This is a genomic window from Blastopirellula sp. SH421 (genome assembly GCF_057808535.1).
This window is the reverse complement of the sequence record NZ_CM173712.1, coordinates 5,379,931-5,405,306: the sequence shown is the minus strand read 5'-3', so window position 1 is coordinate 5,405,306 and position 25,376 is coordinate 5,379,931. Positions and strand designations below refer to the sequence as shown.

The following is a 25,376-nucleotide window of genomic DNA, read 5'->3' as shown; positions in this document are numbered from 1 at the left end:
GGTTGCGGTTCTTCCCAGCGGAAAATATCAACCGACTTGGACCCTGGGGCGAAACTTCTCCAACTCTACTGCGTTCGGTAGATAGCGATCCAATCCGTTTCGTAGCTAATCTGGGGAGAGTGGCTTCATGATCAACAAAACACACATCGTCGCTTCGCTAATGATGACGACAATCGTTGCGACGCTAGGGCTGGCTCAACCGCCGCGACGACTGCCATCGGGAATCGAGATGAAACAAGATTTGACCTACGCCAAGCTGGGAGATCGCGAGTTGAAGCTCGATCTCTATCTTCCTAAAAAGGCGAAAACGCCGTTCCCGCTGGTGATCTGGATTCACGGCGGCGGCTGGATGGGGGGGACTAAGGATGGCTGTCCCGCTCGGCGCTTGGCCTCCGATGGCTATGCCGTGGCTAGTATTGAATATCGACTGAGTGGCGAAGCGATCTTCCCGGCCCAGATCGAAGATTGCAAAGCGGCGGTTCGTTGGTTGCGAGCCAATGCCGACAAGTATGGGATCAATCCCGACAAAATCGGAGCCTGGGGAAGTTCGGCGGGTGGGCATTTAGTGGCGATGTTAGGCACGACCAGCGACAGCGGGCAGTTTGACGTGGGCGAGAACCTCGACGTGTCGAGCCGAGTCCAGGCCGTTTGCGATTACTACGGTCCAACCGACCTGTTGCAGATGGACTTCAAAGCGCTTCCTGGTTCACGCATGAAGCACATGGACCCAAAGTCGCCTGAGTCGAAATTGGTTGGCGGTCCGATTCTAGAGAACAAAGAAAAGGCGGCCCTTGCGAATCCGATCAATTACATCAGCGACAAGACTCCCCCGTTTTTGATCGTCCACGGCGACGCAGATCCGACGGTCGCTCACTACCAAAGCGAGTTGCTCTTTGACGCACTCAAAAATGCGGGGCTGCCGGTTCATTTGCATACCATCGAAGGAGCTGGGCATGGCAAAGGATTTAGCAGCGCAGAGGTAAAGGAGTTGGTCGATCAGTTCTTCGCCAGCACGCTAAAGAATGAGCCCCCGGTGAATCGCGAAGCGGTTCTGTCGACCAGCAAAGCGAGTGAGATGACTCCCCCCAATGCTGACGTAGGGCGAGGCCGTAAGCTGACTTACGAGCAAGTCATGGCTCGCGCCGATCGCAACCAAGATGGTCAGGTGACCCCGGCAGAATTCGACGGACCTGCCCGCTTGTTTTCGGTGCTGGATCGCAACCGGGATGGGCTATTGAAGCGAGAAGATTTTGAATAAGCGGCTGATTTGGCGAGATTTTCGACAATTTTCACCCGTAGCGAAACTATCTACGGTTTAATCGGTTAGATCAGGTGTCACCGCGCGGAGCTTGGCAGTGTGTTGATTGATTCAACAGACCGCTACCGCCCGGTTCGCATCGACTTGTCTAGGGAGACCAAGCTGCTATGAATCCATTGACTTCGATTTCTCGCCGGCGTTGGATGGCGGGTGCTTTTGGCGTCGCCTGTTTCGCGACTCGCGGGCTCTATGCCGACTATCTGATGCCTTCTCCTTCGTTGACCGAGGGGCCGTTCTATCCCGATAAGATGCCGTTGGATCAAGACAACGATTTGATTTTGATCAATGACAGTCTGACGCCGGCGGTGGGCGAGATCACGCACCTGACGGGTCGCGTGCTTTCGAGCAGCGGCGAGCCGATTCGCAATGCCACGGTCGAGATCTGGCAGTGCGACGCGAATGCGGTATATCTGCACACTGCCGACAGCTCGCGGAAGCAGAGCCAACAAGACAAGCACTTTCAGGGCTTTGGCCGCTTCGAGACTGCGTCGACCGGCGAATATCGCTTTCGTACGATTAAGCCTGTCCCGTATCCAGGTCGTCCCGCTGGACATATTCACGCCAAAGTGAAGATCGGCGATCGCGATGTATTAACGACTCAGATCTTTGTTCGCGGGGCCGAAGGAAATGCCCGCGATGGCGTTTATCGCAACGCTGGCGACTTGATTGATCGCGAATTGGTGACAACCGATTTTACGCCGATCCCTGAGTCCAAAGTCGGCGAACTTGCGGCAACTTTTGATTTTGTGATCGGACGTACTCCGGACGATCGAGACTTTCCTGCTAATCGCCGCGGCTCTCGCTAAGGCGCTCTTTCTTTTCTTCAGGAGTTTTGGAACATGAGATGGCAAACGGCGGCGCCGCTGGCAATTGCGGTGGTTTTGGGTTTGGCGACGACCTCGCTTTGGGCGCAAGGCCCCGGCGGACCTGGTGGGCCGCGAGGTCCCGGTGGAGAGCGTGGCGGAAATCAACAGCGCGGTGGATCGGTGGACGAAATGATCGCCCGGCTGATGAAGTTGGATGCGGATCAAGATGGCCAACTAGCCAAGGCCGAAGTGACCGATCGTCGCTTGCTTCGTCTGTTTGTAGCGGCGGACGCTAACAATGACGAGGTGCTGACTGCCGAAGAGATGCAAACCTATTTCGCCAGCCAAGCAAACAACACGCGCGGACAACAAGCAGCCCAAGGCGGACGCGGCATGGGACCCGGTGGGCCAGGACCCGGCGGCCCCGGGATGGGCCCCGGTGGGATGATGGGACCTCCGCGAATCGGTGAAGTGATGCCGGCTTTCGTTCAGGAAATGCTGAACCTGACGCCGGAGCAGCAAGCAGCAATGGCGGCGCTGCAGCAAAAAGTGAATGCCGAAATGGCGAACATTTTGACCGACGAACAGGAAGAGCAATGTGCTCAAATGATGCAGGGGGGGCCCAGCGGTCAACGTAGCGGGCAAGGCCCAGAGGGACAGCAGGGGGGACGCGGACCACGTGGGCCAGGCGGCGAACAAGGTGGTCAACGCGGCGGACCTCGCGGACAAGGAGGCGGCGGACAAGGTGGCGGTCGCTAGTCACCAGGCAATATTTCAGAGAGGGACGAGCCCTAGTGCTCGTCCTTTTTTATTGCGCTGACCGTACTATTTTTAAGTCGCTGGAGCTTGCCAGGGATTGTAGCTGCCGATAGTCCAGATGTGACCTTCCAGGTCACGACAAGTGAAGCCGCGACCGCCGTAGTCTTCCTGCTTGATCTCGATCACAATTTCGGCTCCGGCCGCTTGGGCTTTGGCGTAGATCGCATCGGCATCGGTCGTCACTAAGTAGACGCATTGCGTTTCACAACTGCCGATTTCGTCTGGCTGTTTGACCAGCTTACCCCACTCGGACTGATTATCGACCGACCCCAACATGATCATTCCGCCTCCGGGAAATGTCAGTTGGGCATGCGCGATTGTATCGCCTGAGCCTGGGTAAATCGCGTGACGCTCAAAGCCAAGGACGTCGCAAAGCCAGTCAATTGCGGCCGGTGCGTTTCGATATCTCAAACACGAAACGACCGTCGTTCCCTGGTTAACGGTAGTGGATGACATTGGTATGCTCCCGTTGATGTGCAAAATGTCTTCGATCCATGCGGCAATGTACTGAACACTGCTCGCAAGTCCAGCAGATTTTTAGAGAAGAGATAACTCATGGTCGATCGTCGATATGAAGGAGTTCGGTTCGCGGTGGATCGAGTCATACATGAGGGACGCCAGCGAGACATTGTCCGGCATCCCGGCGCTGCGGTGATTTTGCCGATCGTAGGTGAAGATCAGATTTGCTTGATTCGCAACTATCGGGTTGCGGTCGAAGAAACGTTGATCGAGCTTCCGGCTGGTACGCTTGAGCCGAACGAACCGCCAGAGGTGACCGCTGCTCGGGAACTGACTGAAGAAACCGGCTTCACAGCCGAATCGGTACAATTGCTGGTCCAGTTTTATCCGTCACCGGGGATTATGGATGAGCGGATGTTCGTCTATGTGGCTACGGGGCTGACGGCAGGAGACCCTGAGCGAGAAGCAGGCGAAGAGATCGAGAATCTGGTTGTCCCGTTCCGCGAGGCGCTTGCGATGATAGGCGATGGGCGGATCAAAGATGGCAAGACCATCGCGGGGCTACTCTACTACGATCGCTTTGGCCGCAAATCGTAGTTGGTTGCTCTGGTGGTGAAGTTGCGACGAGCACAAAAAAAGCTCTGCGATGGGAGATCGCAGAGCAAAGAGGTTGTCGAGCTGAGAACGGCGGACGATTAATAGTCGTACCAGATGCCGAAGCCGATCTGTTGCTCTGAATTGCCGGTAAACGAGTATTGGCTACTGGCCCCATTCAGATACTGGAAGCCGGTTCGCAAAATATGCCCTGAGTCGTCGCCGACCCACGCCCAGCCGGTTTGCACGGTGACGGTGCCGCCCCAGTTGACGTCTTCTCGCAGATGACCGTCAATGGCGAAAAAGGGTTCGCCCCAAGGTCCCGTCGAATGTGTCGGCGCCCATTCGAAGCCGAATTCTAGCTCCCATGGCTTCGCGAGACTGGTCGTGTAAAACGCCCAGCCAATTTGGCCATAGATACGGACCTTCTGGGATAAGTAAATCGAGTGTCCAAAAATCAACACATCGCGTGAGTAGTTCAAACGGTTGTAGCCGGGGTTCTTGATTAAGAACTCGTCGCCGAGATGCGAGCTGAGATGGTAATATCCAAATCGCGAACGGTGATTGGGGGCTCGATCGTAGCTCCACGTCAATTGATTGCCGGCGCGAAAATCAGCGCTGCGAACGTCCACTTCTTCCGGAATATCAAGTCGCACTTTTGCCGAGCCTTCGACATCCCACTGCACGCCTTGTGGTAGGAAAGGGTCGTGATTGCCATAGCGGAAGACGCCGAACCGACCACCGAGATTGCCATCTAAGATGGTCGTATCACCGGAAAGATCGACGATTTTTACCGCCAATCGCGACTCTTGTACGCTCGCTAAGTAGGCTTTGTAGATATGACCGGTGGGCAAAACTTGCCAATCGTCGTAGTCGCCTGCAGAGTCGTACCAGGGGCGACTGTAGTCTTCGAGCTCGTATTCTGAGACTTCGATTGGCCGATCGGGGAATGGCAATTCCTGTTGGGGGCGTCCCTCGAGTTGCGAAATGCCAAACGTCGGACGCTCTCCCGTGTAATCGTCACCTGGGATTATTGTATCGAGGTCGCGCTGGTAGGCTTCTTGGTATTGAGCCTGTGCAAACCCTACTCCGATGAGCAACCAGACAAGCGTCCCTAACACGATCGAGATCGCGCGGCGCTGGGTCTTGGTGTCACTTGTTCCGGATTTCATCGTCTTCTGTCCGCACTTGCCGTTTTAACTTTGCCGCGCTGGGAGGTTTGCCTCGCCGTTTCGTAGCGAAAGTTGAGGGGGCGTAGTTTAGTGATTGGGGTAAGTCGGCTCTAGAGCACTTTTCGTCTCAAAGGTGAACCGGTTCACGATTTGCAATAATATTTCCGCTAGCGAAACATTGATTGAGCCATGATACTCTTGGAATTTAGCATGTCTCCCCTCAACAAAGGGGACAGCGTCAGTGAGTACGTTGCCCGCAGTCTCGATATTATCGACAAAAGCGGCCTCGAATATCGACTTCATGCCATGGGAACGATCATTGAAGGTGATATTGATCAAGTGCTAGCGGTCCTAAAAGCTTGTTTAGAAGCGATGGCGACCGATTGTGACCGGGTCACCTGTACGGCAAAGCTCGACTATCGCGCTGGCTATTCAGGCCGGCTCAATACCAAAGTCGCTGCCGTCGAACAAAAGCTTGGACGCAAACTCAAGACATTGGATACAGCTAGCAACGAGCAAAATTTGTAATGCGGTACGATGCGCTTGTTCTAGGAGGAGGAATCGTCGGGCTAGCAACCGCCTACGAAATGCTGCTGCGCGATCCCTGCCGTCACGTTGTGGTCTGTGAAAAAGAGAGTGCGCTGGCGACGCATCAAACCGGACGCAATTCAGGCGTGCTGCACTCCGGCATCTACTACAAGCCTGGTTCGCTGAAAGCGACCAATTGCCGCGCCGGCAAGGTGCTGATGGAACAGTTCTGCCGTGAGCATGAAATTTCGTACGACCTTTGCGGCAAGGTCATTGTCGCGATCGAGACTGCTGAGCTTCCGCAACTGCAAAAGATCTACGAGCGCGGCCAGGCCAACGGCGTTCCGTGCGCGCGCATCGGACGTGAGCGTTTGCTGGAGTTAGAGCCCCACTGTGCGGGGATCGAAGCGATTCATGTTCCCTCAGCAGGAATTGTTGACTATCGCGAGGTGAGTGAAAAACTGGCCGATTTGATTCGTCAGCGCGGCGGAGAAATCCGTTTAAACGCCAAGGTCTTATCGATCGACGAACGTGCGACCGAAGTCGCCGTACTAACTTCCTCGGGATCATTGGTGGGAGAACGAGTGATCAACTGCTGCGGGCTCTACAGCGATCGGATTGCGCGACTATCAGGCGCTAATCCGGAGGCCAAAATTGTGCCGTTTCGAGGGGAATACTTCATGCTCCGTCCCGAGGCGGAGCGGCTCTGTCGCAACCTTATTTACCCCACGCCGGATCTCCGCTTTCCGTTTTTGGGGGTGCATTTTACCCGGATGATCCATGGCGGCGTCGAGTGCGGCCCGAACGCGGTTTTGGCCCTCGCCCGTGAAGGTTATGGCAAGTTAGACCTGAATTTGTTTGATTTGTGGGAGTCGATTTCATATCGGGGCTTTCGCAACATGGCTTGGCGGCACTGGCGAGCCGGGCTGCAAGAGTTTTACCGATCTTGCTCGCAAGCCGCGTTTTTACGATCGCTGCAGCGATTGGTGCCGGAGATTCAAGCGGCCGACATCACCACAGCGCCGGCCGGCATTCGCGCTCAGGCGATCGCTCCGACCGGCGATTTGGTGGATGACTTCTTGATTCAGCGGGCAGGGCGCCTGATTAACGTGCTGAACGCGCCAAGTCCCGCAGCGACTTCCTCGTTGCAAATCGCCAAAACGATTGTAGATACGCTTTAGATCTCGCGGTCCTCGCCATCCTCTTTGTAGACGACTTTATAGAGATCACGGCGGCGATCGTTCCAGTTTTGCACGTTGCCGCTCTCGCGGTGTCGACGCAATTGCTCGACATCCACGTCATGAATGATCATCGTTTCGATGTTCGGATTGCACTCGGCGGCGATTGCGTCACGAGCAAACTCGGCGTCTGCCGGCGTAAAGATCGCCGATTGCGCGTAGTGCAGGTCCGAGTTCTCGACAAATGGCAAGTTGCCGGTGCAGCCAGAGACCGCGACGTAGACGTGATTCTCGACGCAGCGAGCCATTGCGCAGTGGCGAATCCGCAGATAGCCTTGTCGGGTGTCGGTATTAAACGGCACAAAGACGATGCCGGCATCTTTTTGGGCGGCGATCCGGACTAGCTCGGGAAACTCGATGTCGTAACAGACCAGAATCGAGATCTTGCCGCAGTCGGTGTCAAAGACTTCGACCTTATCCCCAGGCGAAACGCCCCACCATTTACGTTCACTGGGGGTGATATGGATCTTGTATTGCTTGCCGAGCGTTCCGTCGCGACGGAAGAGATAAGAGATGTTGTAAAGCGTCTCATCCTCAATCACAAATTGTGATCCGCCGATGATGTTGACGTTGTGTTTAACCGCCATCTCGGTGAACAAATCGAGATATTGCGGTGTGAACTCGGCCAGACGTCGCGCCGCTTGACCAGGCCGTGAGCCGGGAACGCACGAGAGCAACTGCGTAGTGAAAAGCTCCGGGAAAACTACAAAGTCGCTCTTGTAGTCGGATGCGACATCAATGAAGAACTCGCACTGCGTCGCGAACTCGCTGAAGTCTTTGACCGGGCGCATTTCGTACTGCACCACCGCTAAGCGAATCGGTTCGACCACATGGTGGTAACGACGTTTGGCGCCCCGTTGATAGTCGAGATTTAGCCATTCAAGGAAGGTGGCGTACCCGCGAGACGCTTCGTCGCCGGGAAAATAATTGGGAATTAATCCTTGCAGCGCGAAGCCGTTGGCCAGTTGGGCGGTTAGCACCGGATCAAACAGCGCCCGCTCGATCACTTTCTCGATATACTCGCGAGCCGAAAGGGTGTCGGCATGATTGTGATAGCCGGGGATTCGCCCGCCGATGATAATTCGCGACAAGTTGTAATGTCGGCAAACCTCTTTTCGAGCGTCATAGAGCCGGCGCGAGAGTCGCATGCCGCGGAACTCTGGATCGACCATGATCTCGATTCCGTAGAGCGTGTCACCCTTCGGTTTGTGATTCCGAATATATCCGTTGTCAGAAATGGCGGACCAGTTGTGCCAGGCCATATTGGGGTCGTAGTCAACGATCAGACTGCTGCTGGATGCGGCGATCTTCCCATCGATTTCGATGCAGGTCTGCCCATCGGGGAAAGTCTTGATTTGACTTTCGATATGGTCGCGAGTCCAGGTTTTCATCCCTGGGAAACAGCGAGTCTGCATTGCAACCAGCTGGTCAAAGTCATCCATCGTCAAATTACGGATGACAGTTTTCCATTCAAAATCCTTCAGATCCAACGTTTCCATCAGGCGGCTTTCAAGTTGCGGTCGGTCAGGCGGCACGAGTTCTATTTTTAGAGCAGCAGCCAAGTATCGACAATTGCGCTAAAGGGGTTACTCGCGACTAGGAGCGACCACCTTGGCGCCGCGATTACGCATATAGACCAGCGCAAACCAGTCGTACAAAAAGTGCGTGGTGATCGGCGTGATCAGGTCCTCGGTCCAATAGAATAGGAGTCCAAAGTAGCAACCCATCGTGGTCGCGGCAGCGGCGTACTCAGGTGAAAGATAGTGGGCCAAGCCAAAGAGAACGCTGACGATCAAGATCGCCGTCGCGGCTCCTCCCAGCGAATCAGGCAAGATCGAGGTCAGGCCCGATTGCATAAAGCCGCGAAACAACGCCTCTTCGCACAGTCCGGCGGCGAATGCGACAATCCCCAATTCCATCACGGTTGCAGCAGAAAACTGCGGAACAATTTGGGTTTCCATCAGCTGCTGCAGATCAAGCGACGGCTGGCTTTGATCAAAGCGGAGAAAAAAGAAGAATGCAATCAGCGGCAACGTCGCCGCGATACCAACCCCAATTGCCCATAAGGCGGCTAATGGTTCGCCGGTAGTCCAGCTTGCGCTTTGCCAGGGAGAAACGCTAAACAGCCAGCCCAGAAAGATGGCGACACCCAGAAGTGCGGCTTCGAGCAAAACGACCGAGCGAACGAAATATTCGGCGTGCTCGCGCGGTGTCTGCAGCGGCGAATCGTCGATTTCAGGCTCATTACGGGGGTCATCTTCAATCAAACCATTCTCGGCGGCTAGCGAAACAACGGCGTTCCTTCCTGGGGGGACTTGCTGCCTATGGTAGCGGAATTAGGGGGTGAAGTCATTCGGAGGCTTCGTCTTGCAGGCTCGGCGGTTCATGAGTTGGGATCCCCCTGGCCGGTGGTTTACCCTCTTACTGGTTGACCGGGCGGTTCTAGTCGCCGTAACATGGAAAGTTTGTGTGTTGGTCTTCAGACTTGATATAGCGGAGTGAATCCGGTGCCAGGTACATGCGTCATCGGCTTGCAGTGGGGCGACGAAGCCAAAGGTAAACTCGTCGACTTGTTGACAAAGCGCCACGATGTGGTCGCTCGGTTTTTGGGAGGCGCTAACGCCGGCCATACCGTTGTCGACGGAGAAAACACCTACAAGCTGCACCACATCCCGAGCGGGATTCTCAGCCTCGACGTCGCCAACGTCGTCACGGCTGGCGTCGTGATCAATCCCCCGATATTGCTCCAGGAAATTGATGGGCTCAAAGCTCGTGGAGTTCCGGTCAAAAACCTGCTGCTCAGCGATCGTGCGCACATCATCTTCCCCTGGCACATGGCCGAAGATCGCGCAATGAACCAATCGACCGCCGATGGCGAGAACATTGGCACCACGATGCGCGGCATTGGCCCTTGCTATCGCGACAAAGTGGGCCGCGCGCATGCGATTCGACTCGGAGATCTGGTTCGCCCAGGTCTTCAAGAAAAGATCGCGCTGATCACAGCCGCCAAAAATAAGACGATCGCCAGCATGTACGATAGCGGCGAGTTTACGCCGTTGGACGCCGACGCGATCTATGCCGAATACGCGACCTATGCCGAGCGCCTTCGCGAATATGTCACCGATTCGACCGCCTATTTGCTGGATGCGGCGGACGAAGACAAGCGGATCCTGTTTGAGGGCGCCCAGGGGGCCCTGTTGGACGTCGATCACGGCACCTATCCGTTTGTTACTAGCAGCAACAGCTCTGGAGTCGGCGCTTCGGCCGGATCCGGCGTGCCTGCACGGTTCATCAATCAGGTGATCGGCGTTGTCAAAGCGTACAGCACGCGCGTCGGTGGCGGACCGTTCCCGACCGAGCAAGAGAACGCGCTGGGCGAAAAAATCCGCACTCGCGGCAACGAATTTGGGACGACCACTGGTCGCCCGCGTCGTTGCGGTTGGTTTGATGCGGTCGCCGTGCGTTACACCGCGCGAATCAGCGGCGTTGATACGCTCGCGTTGATGATGTTGGATGTGCTGTCGACCTTGGACGAAATCAAGATCTGCGTCGCCTATGACTTGCACGGAGAGCGTTTGACGCATTTCCCCAGTCATGTCGATGACATTCGGCAGGTCAAGCCGATCTACGAAACGCTCCCCGGCTGGGCGGAAGAGATCACCGAAGTCCGTCGCTTGGAAGATTTGCCGGCTAATGCGCTCGCCTATATCCAGCGAATTTCGGAGCTGGTCAATTGCGAGGTCGGGGTGGTTTCGGTCGGACCTGACCGGAAGCAGACTATTTTTGCTGAGCCGATGGCGATGCTGGCCGGCGCCGCGTCCTAGTTCACCGCTCGCATGGCGAGGGGACGAGTCGTTACAATAACGCAATAACCGAAGCGAGAGCCCGCTGGGGCTTTCGCGGTCGAAACCGTTCGACTGGTATCGCATTGATCGCTCCTGCTCTTCGCCATGACCTCTGAATCGTCTAGCCAATCTGTGCAGTCTGACCTTGGCGTAACGGCCGAGCGTTTGCCGCGTCACATTGCGGTCATCATGGACGGAAACGGTCGTTGGGCGCAGCGGCAAGGCTTGCCGCGGGTCGAAGGACACCGCCGTGGGGTGACCTCGGTTCGGCGCACCACCGAAGAGTGTGCTCGGCTGGGGATACAGCAGCTTACGCTCTATTGCTTATCAAGCGAGAACTGGAAACGGCCGCAGTACGAGCTCGATTTTCTCATGCATCTGCTGGAGCAGTACATGATCGAAGAACGGAGCACGATCATGGCCAATAACATCCAGGTCCGGATTATCGGGCGTCGCGATGGGATCCCCGAGCAAGTTCAGCACGAAATGGATCGCACCATTGAATTGAGCGCTGCCAATACCGGGACTACGCTCTGCTTGGCCATCAACTATGGCGGTCGCGGCGAGATGGTCGACGCCGTCCGTAAGATGGCGACGGCGGCGGTCGCCGGAACGCTCGAGCCGGCGAAGATAACCGAGGACGAGATTGCCGCCCATTTGTACACTGCTGGCATGCCTGATCCGGATCTTTTGATTCGGACTGCCGGCGAAATGCGGATCAGCAACTTCTTGCTGTGGCAAATCAGCTATGCCGAACTTTGGGTTACGCAACAATGCTGGCCCGAATTTGGTGAAGACACTTTGCATCAGGCGATTCGCGAATTTGCCGGCCGAGATCGGCGATTCGGCGGATTAAAAATCGATTCCACGGAAGGAGCGACATAGCCCGTGCTGAGATGGCGATTGATCGGCGCTGCGGCGATCATCATTCCGGTGGTCCTCCTATGCTGGTTGGACTATAGCTGGAACTTTGGCCGCCCTGGAATTTGGCTCATGCCGTTGGCGATATTGATTGCAATCGCCGCCGCAGAAGAAGTGCTCGCCCTGCTGCGCGCCAAGAAGCTTCAGCCGGCGGGTTGGGCATGTCACGTCGGCACGTTGCTGGTGCTGGGGAGCGCCGGACTCTCGATTTTGTGGCCCTTTGAGCCCTCGACCATGCCCGAGGATTCGTCCAAGTGGATTTTGTTCGCCCTGGCCGCAGGCATGGTGCTGTCGATGATTAGCGAGATGCGGCGTTACGAGAAACCTGGCTGGGCTATCGTGCATGTAGGGCTCACGATCTTTACGATCGCCTATGTCGGCGGCTTGATGAGCTTTCTGCTGCGGTTACGGTTGATGCATAGCGATTTGCCTGACGGCAATGCGTGGGGAATGATCGCACTGTTATCGATGCTGGTCGCAACCAAAACATCGGATGCCGGCGCTTATTTCACCGGGCGACTCTTGGGCCGCACGAAACTTGCCCCCAATTTAAGTCCCGGCAAAACAGTTGAAGGAGCGATCGGCGGACTGGTTGCCGCCATTTTTGGGGCTTGGGTCGTCTTCGCCGTGATCGCGCCGCAGCTGACAACTAGTGAACCCCCAGCGTTCTGGCGACTCTGTCTCTATGCAGTTTGTGTAGCGATCGCCGGGATGATCGGCGATTTGGCCGAGTCCCTGTTTAAGCGGGACATGGAAAGCAAGGATTCCAGCACTTGGTTAATCGGCCTCGGGGGGGTGCTGGATGTGCTTGATTCCATTTTGGTCGCGGCGCCGATGGCCCTTTTCTTCTGGGAAATCGGCTTGGTCGGCCCCAGATGACCAGGTTTCGACCGGATTAAGCCGGTCTGAAGGAATGTAAAGTGCTAATATGAAATAAGTTAGCTCATCGGCGGCGGAATTATGATTTCGTTCGACGAAAGATTGTCTATATTTTTAGTGGTGTTGAAATCCATTCATCTTGCGACGGCATTTGCGGTCGGCGCTATCCTGCATGTACGAATCGACTATCCGATTTCTCGACAACTCGTCCGTTCTCCAGTTATTTGGCGCACGCGATCAACATGTTCGCCGTATTCGCGAATCGCTGGGCGTTACGATCACGCATCGCGATGGTCAGGTGCGCATTTCTGGTCGCGAGCTTGCAGTCGCCCAGGCGACCAAAGTGATTGAAGCGTTACGTAAAAAAGTGGAGCGGCAGGGACTGATCACTTTGGACGAGGTTGAAGACTCGTTGGCCAACGTGACCGGCGAGACGACCAAACCCAAGACGTTGCCGATCGCCGTCTTTAAAAAGACGCAGCGCGTCTCGCCGATGACGCCGGGTCAGGCCGTTTATGTAGAGACGATGCGCGAACATGAAATGGTGTTCGCATTGGGACCTGCCGGGACAGGCAAGACATTTCTGGCGGTGGCGCTGGCAGTGGAATCTTTGTTGGAGCAACGCATCCGCAAGATCGTCTTGGTGCGACCGGCGGTTGAAGCCGGCGAGCAACTTGGGTTTCTCCCAGGCACACTGCACGAAAAGATTAATCCCTATTTGCAGCCGATGCTGGACTCGCTGGGAGAAATGATCGAGCGTGAGCAGGTTGCTCGGTATATGGAGCAAAACGTGATCGAAGTGATTCCGCTAGCCTTTATGCGGGGGCGAACGTTGAATGACGCCTTCATCATCTTGGATGAAGCGCAAAACACGACGGTCTCGCAAATGAAGATGTTTTTGACCCGGATGGGCAAGAACTCGCGGATGGTGATCTCTGGCGATGCGACGCAAAACGACTTGCCCCCCAACGTAAGCAGCGGTTTGACGGACGCGATCCTGCGGTTGAAAGATATCCAGGGAATTGGTCAGGTGCAGCTAACGCAAGCCGACATTGTTCGGCATGCGCTGGTGCAAGAGATCGTCAATGCTTACGAACGGGGACCGAATACGACCTAGTCCAACGCAAGTTATGCCTCCCCATATCAAATCCAAAACGCGGTCTGATCACGTCAGCAGCATTGTCCTCAAACCAGGCGCGATGCGCCGCTGGATGGTGCAACTGCAAAAGCCCGAGAATGCAGCGATGGTGGCGCTGACCGCCGCCGCCGCGATGATCTTGTGGGCCGTGACGATCGCCTGGCTGCCGCCGTTCTCGTTTCGCCAAGACTTTGTACCCCAGCGGGACGTTGTTTCGCGGATCGATTTTGCGGTGCCTGACCCGGCGGGAGATCAACGTGCGCGCGACGCCGCCGCCGCGTTAGCGCGGACCGTCTACGAAAACGATCCTGCTCCGCTCGAACAGATGCGTGGGAAGCTCCAGTCTGCGATCAATCGCATTGTGACGGCGACAGACTTCACGCCTGAGATTGCGACTGCTTGGGACATGTTTTTGAAAACTCCGGCCGCACCGGATCAAGCGATTCCAGAGACCGAAAAGCGTCGTCATTTTGACAAGTTTCAGACGTTCTATGCCAAAGAAGGAAAGCTGACGGCGCTGGAGCAGGGGATCGCCGCCGCGATCTCAAACTTCACCAAGAACGGCCTGATGGACAATAACGACCAGGCCGAAAACAAAGGGAACAAAGCCGAGGTCATCGTCTATCGCAAGGGCGAGCCCGACACGCGGCGAACCGTTTCGATCTCGGACTTGCTGATCGCCCAGGCGCGTAACAACCTAAAAAAGAATCTAGAAATCGAGTTAAGCCAACTGCAGGAAGAAGAATCGAACGCCGAGGTGATCGATCCGATCTATTACTGGATGAGCGCAAACCTCCCTGGGACGCTGACCAGAAACGAAATCGCGACCAACACCGAACGGCAAGCGGCCATCGACAAAGTAGAGCCGGTCATGCGGCATATTCCCTCCGGCGAAGCGCTCGCCAAGGGAGGAGTCCCGCTCGAAGCAGAGTCGTTGAAACTGCTCCGCAGTGAACACGTCGCGTTCTGCAATAGTCTGCCGTTGCTTAAGCAGCTATGGCGTTCGTTGGCGATCTTCGGCATGTTTGTCGCTTTGGCGACCTTGTCCGGCGTCTATCTAGCGTTTAAGTCCCCGCAGGTTTTGCAGACGGTCCATGACTTTCTCATGTTTTTGGTGCCTGTCGCCGGCGCAGTAGCGATCGCGTATTGGATTGATGACGCTTGGCGCGGCGAGCTAGTGCCGCTGATGGCGCTCGGCATGTTGTTGGCGATCGTTTATCGACAAGAGCTAGCGCTGTTGGTTTCGGCCTGTGCGATGTTAGCGGTGGTTTTTTTGGTTGGCGAAGGTTTAGCCTCGTACGTGACAATCGCCGCCGCGACAGCGACAGCAATCTTGATGACGGTCCGGATCCGTAGTCGAACCAAGTTGATCTTTGTCGGCGTGTGGTGTGGGATTGCAGCTTTCGCAACGCAGATGGGCGTCGGCGTCGTGGTGGGCCAACCGTTGGGATTGCGACTGCTCGAAATCGCCGCCTGGCAAGCTGGCTGGGCGATTGTGACCGGATGTCTGATGACCTGCCTGCTGCCGTTTATTGAAAAGAGCTACGGCGTATTGACTGACATCAGCTTGTTAGAGTTGGGAGACGCCGCTCATCCTCTGCTGCAAGAGTTGGTTCGTCGCGCTCCTGGGACTTACAATCACTCGATCAATGTCGCTTCGATCGCCGAGGCCGCTTCGGACGCTATCGGCGCCAACGGCCTGTTGGCTCGCGTGGGAGCTTACTTCCATGATATCGGCAAGATGATGAAGCCTGAATACTTCATCGAGAATCAGTCTGGCGAAGGCAACCGACACGCCACATTGCTGCCGGCGATGAGCACGTTGATCATCATTGCGCATGTCAAAGATGGCGCAGACTTGGCGCGCAAGCACAAGTTGCCGCGAGCGATGATCGACTTTATCGAACAACATCACGGGACGACGCTGGTCGAGTATTTCTATCGCGAAGCGAATCGCCGCAACGAGAACGACCCGTCCAGCTCAGAAGAAGTTGACGAGAGCAGCTATCGCTATCCCGGCCCCAAGCCGCAGTCGAAAGAAGCCGGCGTGATGATGATCGCCGATATGATCGAAAGCGCCAGTCGGACGCTGGTCGATCCGACGCCTGCCCGCATCGAAAACCTCGTGGAAGAGCTGACGATGAAGCGTCTGCTGGATGGTCAGTTCGACGAATCAGGCTTGACGCTCTCGGAGCTGCGGAAGATTCAAGACAGCGTTACCAAGAGCCTGACGGCCGTGTATCACGGTCGCGTAAAGTATCCCAGTCAACAGCGAGCCTAGAGCAACCCATGGATGATGAGCCCGACGAGGCGGTCGAAGTCACACGTCGCACTCAACATGCGGCGCCGACCGACGAAGCGGTTCGCCAAGCGATAGCGGCGGTTTTTGCCGGCGAGTCCATTGCTGCGTACGAGGTAAGCGTCGCGCTGGTCGATGACGGAGAGATTCACCAGCTGAATCGCCGCTTTCTGCAGCACGATTATCCGACCGACGTCGTCACTTTCAACCTTTCGGCGGACGACGACCTGCTTGAAGGTGAAATTGTGATCAGCTGTGAGTACGCCGCCGCCGAAGCGGAAAAGTACCAGTGGCCAGCCCCGCACGAAACGCTGTTGTATGTCATCCATGGCGCGTTACACCTAGTTGGGTATGACGACCATGCAGACGAAGATCGCCTGACGATGCGTCGGCTAGAGCGAGATTATCTAAAGCAAATTGGTTTGCAGCCGCCCCAGTCGCATCGACATCTGGATACTCCGCAGACCGAGCGAGGCGCCGTCTGATGAATGCGTCCCTACTGTTTTGGACATCCTGCGCTGGCGCGGCGTTTATGATTTTGGCCGCAGTCACCGGTCGCGTGCTGCATGATTTGAGTTGGCATGAACTAGAAGAGTTCTGCGAACGCCGGCGGCAAATTCGTTGGTTCCGCACCATTCACGAGAATCATGAAGACGCTAGTTTCGCCGCTCAATGCTTGCAAGTATTGGGGACGGCGTTCTTTTTGGTCGCCGGTCAGGCTTGGTTGCTTGACCTGGGAAAGAGCAATACGCTGACAGCCGCTGGCTTTGCGACCGATGTACTCGCCGTCGCATTTCTATTGCTTGCGTCGACGGTCTGGTTGCCCTGGGCGGTCGCCGAGCATTTTGCGCCGCAGTTTATCTATTTCACCTGGCGATTTTGGGCCATCGCCAGCATCCTTTTCTCGCCGCTCGCCTGGGGTGTCCGCTTTGTGGAAGGGTTCATCCGCCGCTTGGCCAACATCCCGCACGAAGACGTTGACGAAGAAGAAGAGTTTGAAGACGAGATCCGCACGATCGTCACCGAGGGCCTACGCGAAGGCTTGCTCGAAGAGGATGCCCGCGAAATGATCGAGAGCGTCATCGAGCTCGGCGATATCGACGTCGCCGATGTGATGACCTCACGCGGTGAGGTCGACGCGTTGCCGATCGAAACCTCGTGGGAAGATGCCGTAAAATTTGTCCATGAGACCGGCCGTACTCGGATCCCAGCGTATGATGATGGCCTCGATCAGATCGTCGGCGTCCTCTACGTCAAGGACATGTTGTCAGAGTTGGTCAAGTCGCCGCCAGACCGCAAAACGCTTCGCGATTTGGCTCGCCCGGCGGTGATGGTCCCCAAGTCGATGCCGATTGACGAGTTGCTCAAGCAGTTTTTGCGAGAGCGAAATCATATGGCGATCGTGATTGACGAATACCACGCCGTCGCCGGTTTGATCACGATAGAAGACATCTTGGAAGAAATCGTGGGCGAGATCGTGGACGAACACGATCTGGATGAAGAGGCCGAAATCATCCGCGTCAGCCGCGATCTGGCCGAGGTCCAAGGACGCGTTCACATTGATGACGTGAATGAAGAACTGGGACTCGACTTGCCGGTCGGAGACGATTATGACACGCTCGCCGGAATGGTGATCAGTCGCTTGCAGCGGATTCCCAAAACCGGGGATCGCATTCGGGTCGACAATGTCGAAATTATCGTGCTAGCGGCCGATCGCCGTCGGATTCATAAACTGCGCCTGACAAAACTCGATCCGGCCGAGTCCTCTTCGACTTGATCTCGGGTATCTTGGTTGGCGTCGATCATCCGCCTCGGTGGTCCGCGTAGGGGCTGCTGTGCGGATCGAGAACTACGTGACGTTTCTGCAGGTCTGCACAGCGTCGTCTGCGGACTTTCTGCCCACCAGCTAGCATTACTTCTATGTCGAGCGAAAAAACAACCGGGATCGTCATTCGCATTGTCGAATTTAGCGAAAGCAGCTGCATTACAACGCTGTTTACCGAGGATTTCGGCAAGATCTCTGGTATCGCCAAAGGATGCCGCCGCCCCAAAAGTGCGTTCGAGTCTGCTATTGACCTGTTGTCGCTCTGTCGCATAGTGTTCCTCCACAAAACGAGTGACTCTCTCGACATCCTGACCGAGGCGAAATTACTGCGTAAATTTCGCTCTGCGCAGCGTAGTCTTCCTCATTTATATGCAGGCTACTACATCGCAGAGTTGCTGGGAGAGTTTACGCAAGAGTCTGACCCGCATGCAGAGCTATTCCACATCGCGGATCAAACTTTGGCTGAACTAGATGGCGGCGGAAACGTAGCGAAGCTGGTGCTTCATTTCGAGCTTTCGCTGCTGAGATTGTTGGGGCAACTACCTGAATTGTCGCATTGCGTCGATACCGGAAGACCTGCTCCTAAGACGGGACGCGTGCCGTTAGGGCTGTTAGCCGGCGGTATTTTGTCTCCGGAAGCGCGAGCCGGACATCGGCAGGTAATTGACGTCACTGTAGAAACGATTGAGATCTTCCGGCGGATGGCCGAACCGGGAGAAAGCTGGCGACTGACGGAGATTCCGGCCAGTCGTAGCGGCGAATGCCGCGGCGTAATCAACCGATACATCACGCATCAAGCCGGACATCGGCTCAAGATGCACGACAAGCTGGGAATGCTGAGCGAATGACACGTATGCCGGGACATGGATGCCCCCGTCGATCGCCATGGGCGCCGCGTTTTGCGGTTCTTGCCTGCATGGCGGCCACGCTGGGCTGCGCTGCATGGAGACCAGGCGGCGCCGCGCCAGTCGCGCCTACTACTGTAATGTCGCCGGGCGTTCGTCAGGCTTCGTTTGAAGAAAACCAACCGCCAGGCGCCGAAATCGAGCCTGTCGAGGTCAAAAAGAAGTCATGGTGGGAATCGCTGGGCGGCAGCAGCGTCGAACGCTCGATTCGTGAAACGACCGGCAAAGTGGTCCAAGACAAAGCTCGCGCAAAGCGGCTCTACGCCGAAGCGGAAGCCCAATACGAGCAAGGATTAAAAGCGCCAGTCGGACAGCGCGATGACGCCCTGCACAAAGCGGCTGACAATTTCATCAAGGCCGGTAAGTACTACCCAGAATCTGACCTTGAAGAAAACTCGCTGATGTACGCAGCCGAGTGCTATTACTTTCTGGACGAATATCCCGACGCTGTCGAGTATTACGGCAATCTGGTCAAAAAGTACCCCAACACCAAGTATCTCGATCAGGTCGGCAATCGTCGGTTCAAACTGGCCCGCTACTGGGTAGATCGTTACACCGAAGAGCCCGACTGGACCTTGTCCCCCAACTTAACGGACGAAGAGCGTCCCCTGTTTGACCGCTTCGGCAATGCGATCAAATTGTATGACATGATCCGCTTGGACGATCCGACCGGCAAACTGGCCGACGACGCCACGTTGGCCGCGGCCAACGCCAACTTTAAACGCGGCAAGTACGAAGCGGCCGATCGATTCTATACCGATCTGCGGCAAAACTTCCCGTCCAGCGAACACCAATTCATCGGGCACTATCTCGGCATGTTCTGCAAGCTGAAGATGTACCAAGGCCCTTCGTATGACGGACAATCGCTGGAAGAAGCCGAGAAGTTGGCCGATCGCATGGAGCGCCAATTCCCCGATCGGGTTGTCGAGCATCGCGAAGCGCTCGACGCCGCCAAGAAGGAAATTCGCGCCAAGCAGGCCGAACGTCTCTGGCATCTCGCGACCTTCTTTGAAGGCCGGTATCAGTACGGCGGAGCTCGCTTTTACTACGACCAGGTGATCCAAGATTTCCCGAACTCGAACATGGCCGAAGCTGCTCGTAAGCGCATGGACGAAATCGCTGAACGTCCCGACCATCCGCCGCAAATCGGCAAATGGCTGGTCGATGTGATCGACTACGACGAGGACCGGGACATGCCGAAAATTGCCCCAGAAGGCTCCACGCCAAACACCGCAAACACCCAAGCCCCATGATCGATCGCCGCTGGATTTTGTTGCCGCTGCTAGTCTCGCTTTGGGGCGGGGGTTGCGCGTGCTATCAAATTGGGGCGCGAACCTTGTATCGCCCTGATATCCAGACTGTCTATGTGCCGATGTTTCCGTCGGAGTCGTTTCGTAAAGGTCTCGGAGAACGATTGACCGAAGCGGTGGTTCGTGAAATCGAAGCGACCACGCCCTACAAGGTGGTCGGTCCCGAGATGGCCGACAGTACGTTGAGCGGTGAATTGGTCGCTGCGCAAAAATCAGTCGTCGCCGAAAACGGCTTGGACGAACCGCGCGTTGTGCAGTTGAATCTGTCAGTCGTCTATCGCTGGACCGATTCGCGCGGCAACACGCTGCAACAGCCGATGTCGATGACGCTTGCACCAGCCCTGGCGATGGATTCGATCAACTTTTCCAGCAATTATGTACCCGAAGCAGGCCAAACCATGGCGATCGCCCAGGAAGAGGCAATTCGCGATTTAGCGGCGCGAATCGTGCAAAGCATGCAAGCGCCCTGGTGATTCACCATCTGTCCCCTTGGTAAACTAAGGGGATGTCGCACAACCAACTCTCGGCTCAATTCCCTGCCCGCGCTCTCACCTGGAAGCTGCGTAGTCGCACGCTTACGCTGGGCCGCACTCCCCTGCTGATGGCGATTGTCAATGTCACGCCAGACAGCTTCTCCGACGGCGGCTCGTACTTTGATCCCCTCCAGGCGGTCGATCACGCGCTGCACTGCGCCGACGAAGGCGCCGCAATCTTGGACGTCGGCGGCGAGAGTACGCGTCCCTATTCTGACCCGGTCGATGTTTCCGAAGAACTCCGTCGCGTGATCCCGGTAATTCAACACCTTCGCGAAGCGACCACGTTGCCGATCTCGATCGACACCTCCAAAGCGGTTGTCGCCAGAGAAGCGATCGAAGCTGGCGCCGAAATCATCAATGACATCACCGGACTGACCGGCGACCCGCGGATGATTGACGTCGCGTGCGAGACCGGCGCCGGGGTCTGTGCAATGCATATGCAAGGGACGCCGCAAACCATGCAGGATGATCCGCAATATGCAGACGTCGTCGAAGAGATCTTCGCCTATCTCGCCGCCCAGCGCGACGCGTTAATCGCGGCGGGGATCGTAGCCGAGCGAATCTGTCTCGACCCCGGCGTCGGGTTTGGCAAAACGCATCAGCATAATCTCGACCTGATGGCCGGCGCTGCTCGTTATCATGAACTGGGGCAACCAATTTTGGTCGGCCATTCACGCAAAGGGTTTATCGGCAAGTTGCTGGAAGACACCGAGATTGCGCGCACCTACGGCAGTGTCGGCGGAACCTTGGCCTTGGCCCGACAAGGAGTGCAAATCATCCGCGTCCATGATGTAAGAGCAAATTTTGAAGCGCTACGGCTGTTTGTCGCTTGCGGCGGAGTGGATGGAATCGCCGGGACGATTCCTGGGTGAGAAGTTTTCACTGGGCAGGTAAGATGGACGACTGAAGGAAGCTCGCGGCGACGACTCCGGAAGGAGAAGACGTTTTGACCGATATCGACAACAACCCGTACGCGAGTCCCAAAACAGAACTGTCTCACTTTGATGACCATACGTCGGCCCAAACACCAAAGCTGCTACGAATCTGGTTATGGTGGTCAACCCGCCGCGGGGCGTTCGCCGGCATGGTGGCCTCTTGTTTGCTTGTCTTGTGCATCTCGATCTTCCTCAATCTCGCTTCGTGGTGGGAGATGATTTTCCTTTGGGAGAATCTGAAAAACTTATTGGAAGTGCTCGCGTTTGCGCTTGGTTACGGCTGTTTGACCAACGGATTGAGCGGCTTCTTGTTGGGGCTGATCGGCTATTGTTTGCAGCGCTTTCGCTATCGTGAGCAAATATTATTGGGGCCTTGCTTGGTCATTCCCCCAAGCGTCATGCTGACGCCGGCTTGGTACTCGTTATGGGTCGGCGAACCTGTTTTTACAGAACAGGGGATAATTGCCGCGCTGGTTATCCTGCTAATTGGGATAGGAGTTGGGGTTTCGATCTTTTTGCGTATCTCCGGCTCGTTGTTTCCATCGCGATCCGGTTCAGACCACACCCTTTCACCAGAGTCTTCGTCCGCGTGACCAAGCAAGACAACAATCCATTCGCCAGCCCGCCGATCCAAGACGAAGATCAGGCCGACGCGCCGCTGATGGATGGCGATAAGATCGGGCGTTGGCTGGCGCTGCCGATGATCTCTGGTGCGTTGAATGGGGCGGCGATTACGGTGATCATGCTCGCTTGCTACCTCATTGCCTCGCTCTTTATGCAGGCGATCCCGCTTGAGGCGTTGGCCGATCCTGAAGTTCGAATGGAAATCGGCTGGACGTGGGCTGGTGGCGCCCTTTATGGCGGCGTTTTGGGGGCTATGTGCGGGCTCATTCACGGCGGAATCGCCTTTGTTTTGCGCTGGCGACCTCGGTTGCGTTGGGTAATTCAGGTATCGGGATGCCTGGTTCCGGTTGTGGTGATGTTGCTCCCGCCGACCGCGCTTATCATTTTTAGTAACGAAACCCCACCGCTTTCCGCGATTGCTTTGATGGGGCTGTTTGGCTTGGGGTATCTCGTGTTCGGCTGGCGGATGAACCGCAATATCCACAAATATCTCTTGTCTCGATTAACAAGCGAATCCCTCGAAGCGTAGTTGGTGTTCGCAACTGCTTACTAGGTAATGGGTTGTGTTGCTGGTGCGAACCTCTTGCTTGGCCGCGTTTCCATTGACTTAAACGTCAAATCTCTCGATACTACCGAGTTGGACGCCTGTGCGGCTGCGCCCACTCCCCGCTAACTCATTACCCATTCAAGATTTCATGTCGATTCTCGAGAACCAAGATCTGGCCCAGTACTGTCTAGAAACCGCACTGCGCGCGAAAGAGGCTTCGGCCGCTTTGGCATTGGTCTCCGGCGCGCAAAAGAACGGCTGGCTGCGGGCATCGGCTCAGCAGCTGCGCGCGGCCGAAAAGGGAATTATCGCGGCCAACTCGCTGGACCTGGCGGCGGCTCCAGAGTTTGGCTTGACCGCGGCCGAGATTGATCGGCTGAAGCTCGACAGCAAACGGATCGAGGGGATCGCCCAAGGGTTAGAACAGATCGCGATGCTCGAGGATCCGATCGGTCGCGTGCTTGATTCGACGGTTCGGCCCAACGGGCTCGACATTCAAAAAATTCGCGTCCCGCTGGGCGTGGTCTTTTTCATCTATGAGTCGCGTCCCAACGTGACGGCTGATGCTGCTGCAATCTGTGTGAAAAGCGGCAACGCCGTGATCCTACGCGGCGGCAAAGAAGCGGCCCATTCATCGCGGGCCATCGTCGAAGTGATGCAAGAGACGGCGCTCGACTTTGACATTCCGACTTCGGCGGTGCAACTGGTCAACACGGCTGATCGCGCGGCGGTCGGGCACTTTTTGAAATTGAATCAATACATTGACGTCGCGATTCCGCGCGGCGGAGAAGGGCTGATTCGCCGCGTGGCGGACGAAGCGACCATGCCGGTGATCAAGCACTTCAACGGCAACTGCCATGTCTACGTCGATCGCGACGCCGATCTCGACATGGCGATGTCGATCACGGTCAACAGCAAGTGCCATCGATACGGCGTTTGCAACGCGGCCGAATCGCTGGTCGTGCATCAAGATGTCGCTGATACCTTTTTACCGGCAATCGGCGCCGCGCTGATTGAGCGGGGAGTGGAGATTCGCGGCGATGCGACCACGCAGTCGTTAATCTTGAAAGCCAAGACGGCGACCGACGAGGATTTTGCCGCTGAGTATCTGGGCCCGGTCATCAGTGTGAAAGTAGTCGAATCGCTGGACGCCGCGATTCGCCATATCAATCTCTACAGCTCGAAACATACCGAATCGATCGTCACACGCAATTTGGCAGCGGCTCGCGAGTTCGCTTCGCGGATTGACAGTTCGGCCGTGATGATCAACGCCAGCACACGCTTCAACGATGGGGGAGAGTTTGGTTTGGGCGCCGAGATCGGGATCAGCACCGACAAGTTTCATGCGCGCGGACCGTGCGGTCTGGAAGCGCTCACTAGTTACAAGTACGTCGTGTACGGCGACGGCCAGATACGCTCGTAACGGCTCGTCCGCGAAGAGCCGGTTGAATTCAGGGAGGGATTCATGGGCAATGACAATGTACTGAGCCAGGCCGAAGTCGAAAGCCTGCTGAACGCGATGGAGGCGACCAGCCCCAAGAAGGCCGAGCCAGCAAAAGTTGCGCAGGCCAGCGTCCAAAGTATCGTTCCCTCGGTTTCGGCCGAAGACATCACCAAACCGGCTCGCCCGCGTGAGAAGGTCACTCCCTACGACTTTAAACGTCCTGAACGCGTCGGCAAAGAGCAGATGCGAGCCCTGCAATCGATGCACGAAGGCTTTGGACGCAACTTTGGCGCCGCCCTCTCGGGGCTGCTGCGCAACATCGTCGAAGTCAAACTGACCAGCGTCGATCAGCTGACCTATAGCGAATTCATCTTCAGTCTGGAGAACCCCAGCTGTTTCAATCTGCTCACCGCAAGTCCGCTGGAAGGGAACCTGATTCTCGACATTAACCCGTCGATCCTCTATCCGATCATCGATCGTTTGTTGGGGGGCGGCAAAGAGAGCAGCCCCGTTTCGCGCCGTCCGCTGACCGAGATCGAGCTGACGCTGGTCGCGCGAATTACCAATCTCTTTTTGCGAGAACTACGGATCGCATGGGAGAACGTACTAGAACTGCAATTGGGGGTCGTCCGTGTTGAAAGCAATCCCCAACTGGTGCAGATCGTCCCGCCGAACGAAGTGGTGGTGCTGATCAGTTTCGAGCTGACGATCGGCGACGTGCGGGGGATGATGAACCTCTGTATTCCGTTCAACTCGATTGAGCGAATCGGCGGCAAATTGACCGCCAACACTTGGTTCGCCTATGGCACTTCGGAAGTGAGTGAAGAGTCACGACAGGCGCTCAGTACCCAGATTGACGGTGCGTCGGTCGAAGTGGGCGTAACGCTGGCTGAGACTAAGATTACGACCGAAGATCTGCTGGAACTGCGCGTGGGGGATGTGATCACGACCCCCAAAGATTCTCGCGAACCGCTGAAGGTGAGCGTCAACGGTGTGACCAAGTTTCTGGCCTTTCCTGGCGCTTTCAAAGGGCACAAAGCGATTCAGGTTGAGTCTATATTGCCGCCCAAACAGCAAAAGCCGCCGCAACCCAAAATCCCCTCCAACCCACCACCCGCTCCCCCTCAGGCAAAACCAGCAGGTCGGAAGTAAGATTCGGGGCGCCTGGGGGTGAGGTATTCTGAAGTTGCACAATGGATGTTGAAAGAGCGGAACGCACCTCCAACCAAGCTTG

General features: G+C 56.2%; 25 protein-coding genes. 21 read left to right on the top strand and 4 right to left on the bottom strand.

Annotated elements, in window-relative coordinates:
• The first annotated feature begins 127 nt into the window (after window positions 1–127).
• From SH421x_RS21815 to SH421x_RS21805, 3 genes are all read left to right on the top strand, one after another.
• On the top strand, window positions 128–1,258 hold the full coding sequence (locus SH421x_RS21815) for an alpha/beta hydrolase fold domain-containing protein (RefSeq protein WP_488852134.1): 1,131 nt from the start codon (window positions 128–130) through the stop codon (window positions 1,256–1,258).
• 167 nt (window positions 1,259–1,425) lie between these two features.
• The gene (locus SH421x_RS21810) at window positions 1,426–2,124 is read left to right on the top strand and encodes a dioxygenase family protein (protein WP_488852133.1); all 699 of its coding nucleotides are present in this window, start codon (window positions 1,426–1,428) and stop codon (window positions 2,122–2,124) included.
• A gap of 33 nt (window positions 2,125–2,157) precedes the next feature.
• Window positions 2,158–2,883: an EF-hand domain-containing protein gene (locus SH421x_RS21805; protein WP_488852132.1), complete on the top strand. Its 726-nt coding sequence runs from the start codon at window positions 2,158–2,160 to the stop codon at window positions 2,881–2,883.
• Between the two features lie 72 nt (window positions 2,884–2,955).
• On the opposite strand, the gene SH421x_RS21800 is transcribed toward SH421x_RS21805, so the two are convergent.
• Window positions 2,956–3,399: a VOC family protein gene (locus SH421x_RS21800; protein ID WP_488852131.1), complete on the bottom strand. Its 444-nt coding sequence runs from the start codon at window positions 3,397–3,399 to the stop codon at window positions 2,956–2,958.
• A gap of 99 nt (window positions 3,400–3,498) precedes the next feature.
• Here SH421x_RS21800 and SH421x_RS21795 point away from each other — a divergent pair, with 99 nt between their 5' ends.
• Window positions 3,499–3,999, top strand: a complete 501-nt coding sequence (locus SH421x_RS21795) for an NUDIX hydrolase (protein ID WP_488852130.1) — start codon at window positions 3,499–3,501, stop codon at window positions 3,997–3,999.
• A gap of 98 nt (window positions 4,000–4,097) precedes the next feature.
• Here the strand turns inward: SH421x_RS21795 and SH421x_RS21790 are convergent, their stop codons facing one another.
• Entirely contained in the window at window positions 4,098–5,168 is a 1,071-nt protein-coding gene (locus tag SH421x_RS21790) for a DUF1207 domain-containing protein (protein WP_488852129.1), read from the bottom strand.
• 189 nt (window positions 5,169–5,357) lie between these two features.
• On the opposite strand from SH421x_RS21790, the gene SH421x_RS21785 reads away from it, so the two are divergent.
• Entirely contained in the window at window positions 5,358–5,696 is a 339-nt protein-coding gene (locus SH421x_RS21785) for an MTH1187 family thiamine-binding protein (RefSeq protein ID WP_488852128.1), read from the top strand.
• Complete coding sequence (gene lhgO / locus SH421x_RS21780; RefSeq protein WP_488852127.1) at window positions 5,696–6,877, top strand: L-2-hydroxyglutarate oxidase; 1,182 nt, start codon at window positions 5,696–5,698, stop codon at window positions 6,875–6,877. The genes SH421x_RS21785 and lhgO overlap by 1 nt, the downstream gene beginning before the upstream one ends.
• Here the strand turns inward: lhgO and SH421x_RS21775 are convergent.
• Window positions 6,874–8,433, bottom strand: coding sequence for a carbon-nitrogen hydrolase family protein (locus SH421x_RS21775; RefSeq protein ID WP_488856474.1), 1,560 nt, complete (start codon window positions 8,431–8,433; stop codon window positions 6,874–6,876). The two genes, lhgO and SH421x_RS21775, sit on opposite strands and share 4 nt — an antisense overlap.
• 87 nt (window positions 8,434–8,520) lie before the next feature.
• Window positions 8,521–9,201: a CPBP family intramembrane glutamic endopeptidase gene (locus SH421x_RS21770; protein ID WP_488852126.1), complete on the bottom strand. Its 681-nt coding sequence runs from the start codon at window positions 9,199–9,201 to the stop codon at window positions 8,521–8,523.
• 240 nt (window positions 9,202–9,441) lie between these two features.
• Here SH421x_RS21770 and SH421x_RS21765 point away from each other — a divergent pair, with 240 nt between their 5' ends.
• From SH421x_RS21765 to fliM, 15 genes are all read left to right on the top strand, one after another.
• Window positions 9,442–10,758 carry an adenylosuccinate synthase gene (locus SH421x_RS21765; RefSeq protein WP_488852125.1) on the top strand — a complete coding sequence of 439 codons (1,317 nt, stop codon included), beginning with the start codon at window positions 9,442–9,444 and terminating at the stop codon, window positions 10,756–10,758.
• 126 nt (window positions 10,759–10,884) lie between these two features.
• The gene (gene uppS / locus SH421x_RS21760; protein ID WP_488852124.1) at window positions 10,885–11,664 is read left to right on the top strand and encodes an undecaprenyl pyrophosphate synthase; all 780 of its coding nucleotides are present in this window, start codon (window positions 10,885–10,887) and stop codon (window positions 11,662–11,664) included.
• 3 nt (window positions 11,665–11,667) lie between these two features.
• On the top strand, window positions 11,668–12,579 hold the full coding sequence (locus SH421x_RS21755; protein ID WP_488852123.1) for a phosphatidate cytidylyltransferase: 912 nt from the start codon (window positions 11,668–11,670) through the stop codon (window positions 12,577–12,579).
• 172 nt (window positions 12,580–12,751) lie between these two features.
• Window positions 12,752–13,696, top strand: a complete 945-nt coding sequence (locus tag SH421x_RS21750) for a PhoH family protein (protein ID WP_488852122.1) — start codon at window positions 12,752–12,754, stop codon at window positions 13,694–13,696.
• A gap of 13 nt (window positions 13,697–13,709) precedes the next feature.
• On the top strand, window positions 13,710–15,998 hold the full coding sequence (locus tag SH421x_RS21745) for an HD family phosphohydrolase (RefSeq protein ID WP_488852121.1): 2,289 nt from the start codon (window positions 13,710–13,712) through the stop codon (window positions 15,996–15,998).
• 8 nt (window positions 15,999–16,006) lie between these two features.
• On the top strand, window positions 16,007–16,501 hold the full coding sequence (gene ybeY / locus SH421x_RS21740) for an rRNA maturation RNase YbeY (RefSeq protein WP_488852120.1): 495 nt from the start codon (window positions 16,007–16,009) through the stop codon (window positions 16,499–16,501).
• Window positions 16,501–17,793 carry a hemolysin family protein gene (locus SH421x_RS21735; protein ID WP_488852119.1) on the top strand — a complete coding sequence of 431 codons (1,293 nt, stop codon included), beginning with the start codon at window positions 16,501–16,503 and terminating at the stop codon, window positions 17,791–17,793. The genes ybeY and SH421x_RS21735 overlap by 1 nt, the downstream gene beginning before the upstream one ends.
• A 143-nt stretch (window positions 17,794–17,936) precedes the next feature.
• Window positions 17,937–18,689, top strand: a complete 753-nt coding sequence (gene recO, locus SH421x_RS21730) for a DNA repair protein RecO (protein WP_488852118.1) — start codon at window positions 17,937–17,939, stop codon at window positions 18,687–18,689.
• 68 nt (window positions 18,690–18,757) lie between these two features.
• Window positions 18,758–19,999: a tetratricopeptide repeat protein gene (locus SH421x_RS21725; protein ID WP_488852117.1), complete on the top strand. Its 1,242-nt coding sequence runs from the start codon at window positions 18,758–18,760 to the stop codon at window positions 19,997–19,999.
• Window positions 19,996–20,529 carry an LPS assembly lipoprotein LptE gene (gene lptE, locus SH421x_RS21720; protein ID WP_488852116.1) on the top strand — a complete coding sequence of 178 codons (534 nt, stop codon included), beginning with the start codon at window positions 19,996–19,998 and terminating at the stop codon, window positions 20,527–20,529. Before SH421x_RS21725 ends, lptE begins: the two co-directional genes overlap by 4 nt.
• Before the next feature lie 32 nt (window positions 20,530–20,561).
• The gene (gene folP / locus SH421x_RS21715; RefSeq protein WP_488852115.1) at window positions 20,562–21,464 is read left to right on the top strand and encodes a dihydropteroate synthase; all 903 of its coding nucleotides are present in this window, start codon (window positions 20,562–20,564) and stop codon (window positions 21,462–21,464) included.
• A gap of 74 nt (window positions 21,465–21,538) precedes the next feature.
• Complete coding sequence (locus SH421x_RS21710; protein WP_488852114.1) at window positions 21,539–22,120, top strand: hypothetical protein; 582 nt, start codon at window positions 21,539–21,541, stop codon at window positions 22,118–22,120.
• Window positions 22,117–22,680: a hypothetical protein gene (locus tag SH421x_RS21705; protein ID WP_488852113.1), complete on the top strand. Its 564-nt coding sequence runs from the start codon at window positions 22,117–22,119 to the stop codon at window positions 22,678–22,680. Before SH421x_RS21710 ends, SH421x_RS21705 begins: the two co-directional genes overlap by 4 nt.
• A 166-nt stretch (window positions 22,681–22,846) precedes the next feature.
• Entirely contained in the window at window positions 22,847–24,121 is a 1,275-nt protein-coding gene (locus SH421x_RS21700) for a glutamate-5-semialdehyde dehydrogenase (protein WP_488852112.1), read from the top strand.
• Window positions 24,122–24,163: 42 nt separating this feature from the next.
• On the top strand, window positions 24,164–25,294 hold the full coding sequence (gene fliM, locus SH421x_RS21695) for a flagellar motor switch protein FliM (protein ID WP_488852111.1): 1,131 nt from the start codon (window positions 24,164–24,166) through the stop codon (window positions 25,292–25,294).
• The last annotated feature ends 82 nt before the right edge of the window (window positions 25,295–25,376 follow it).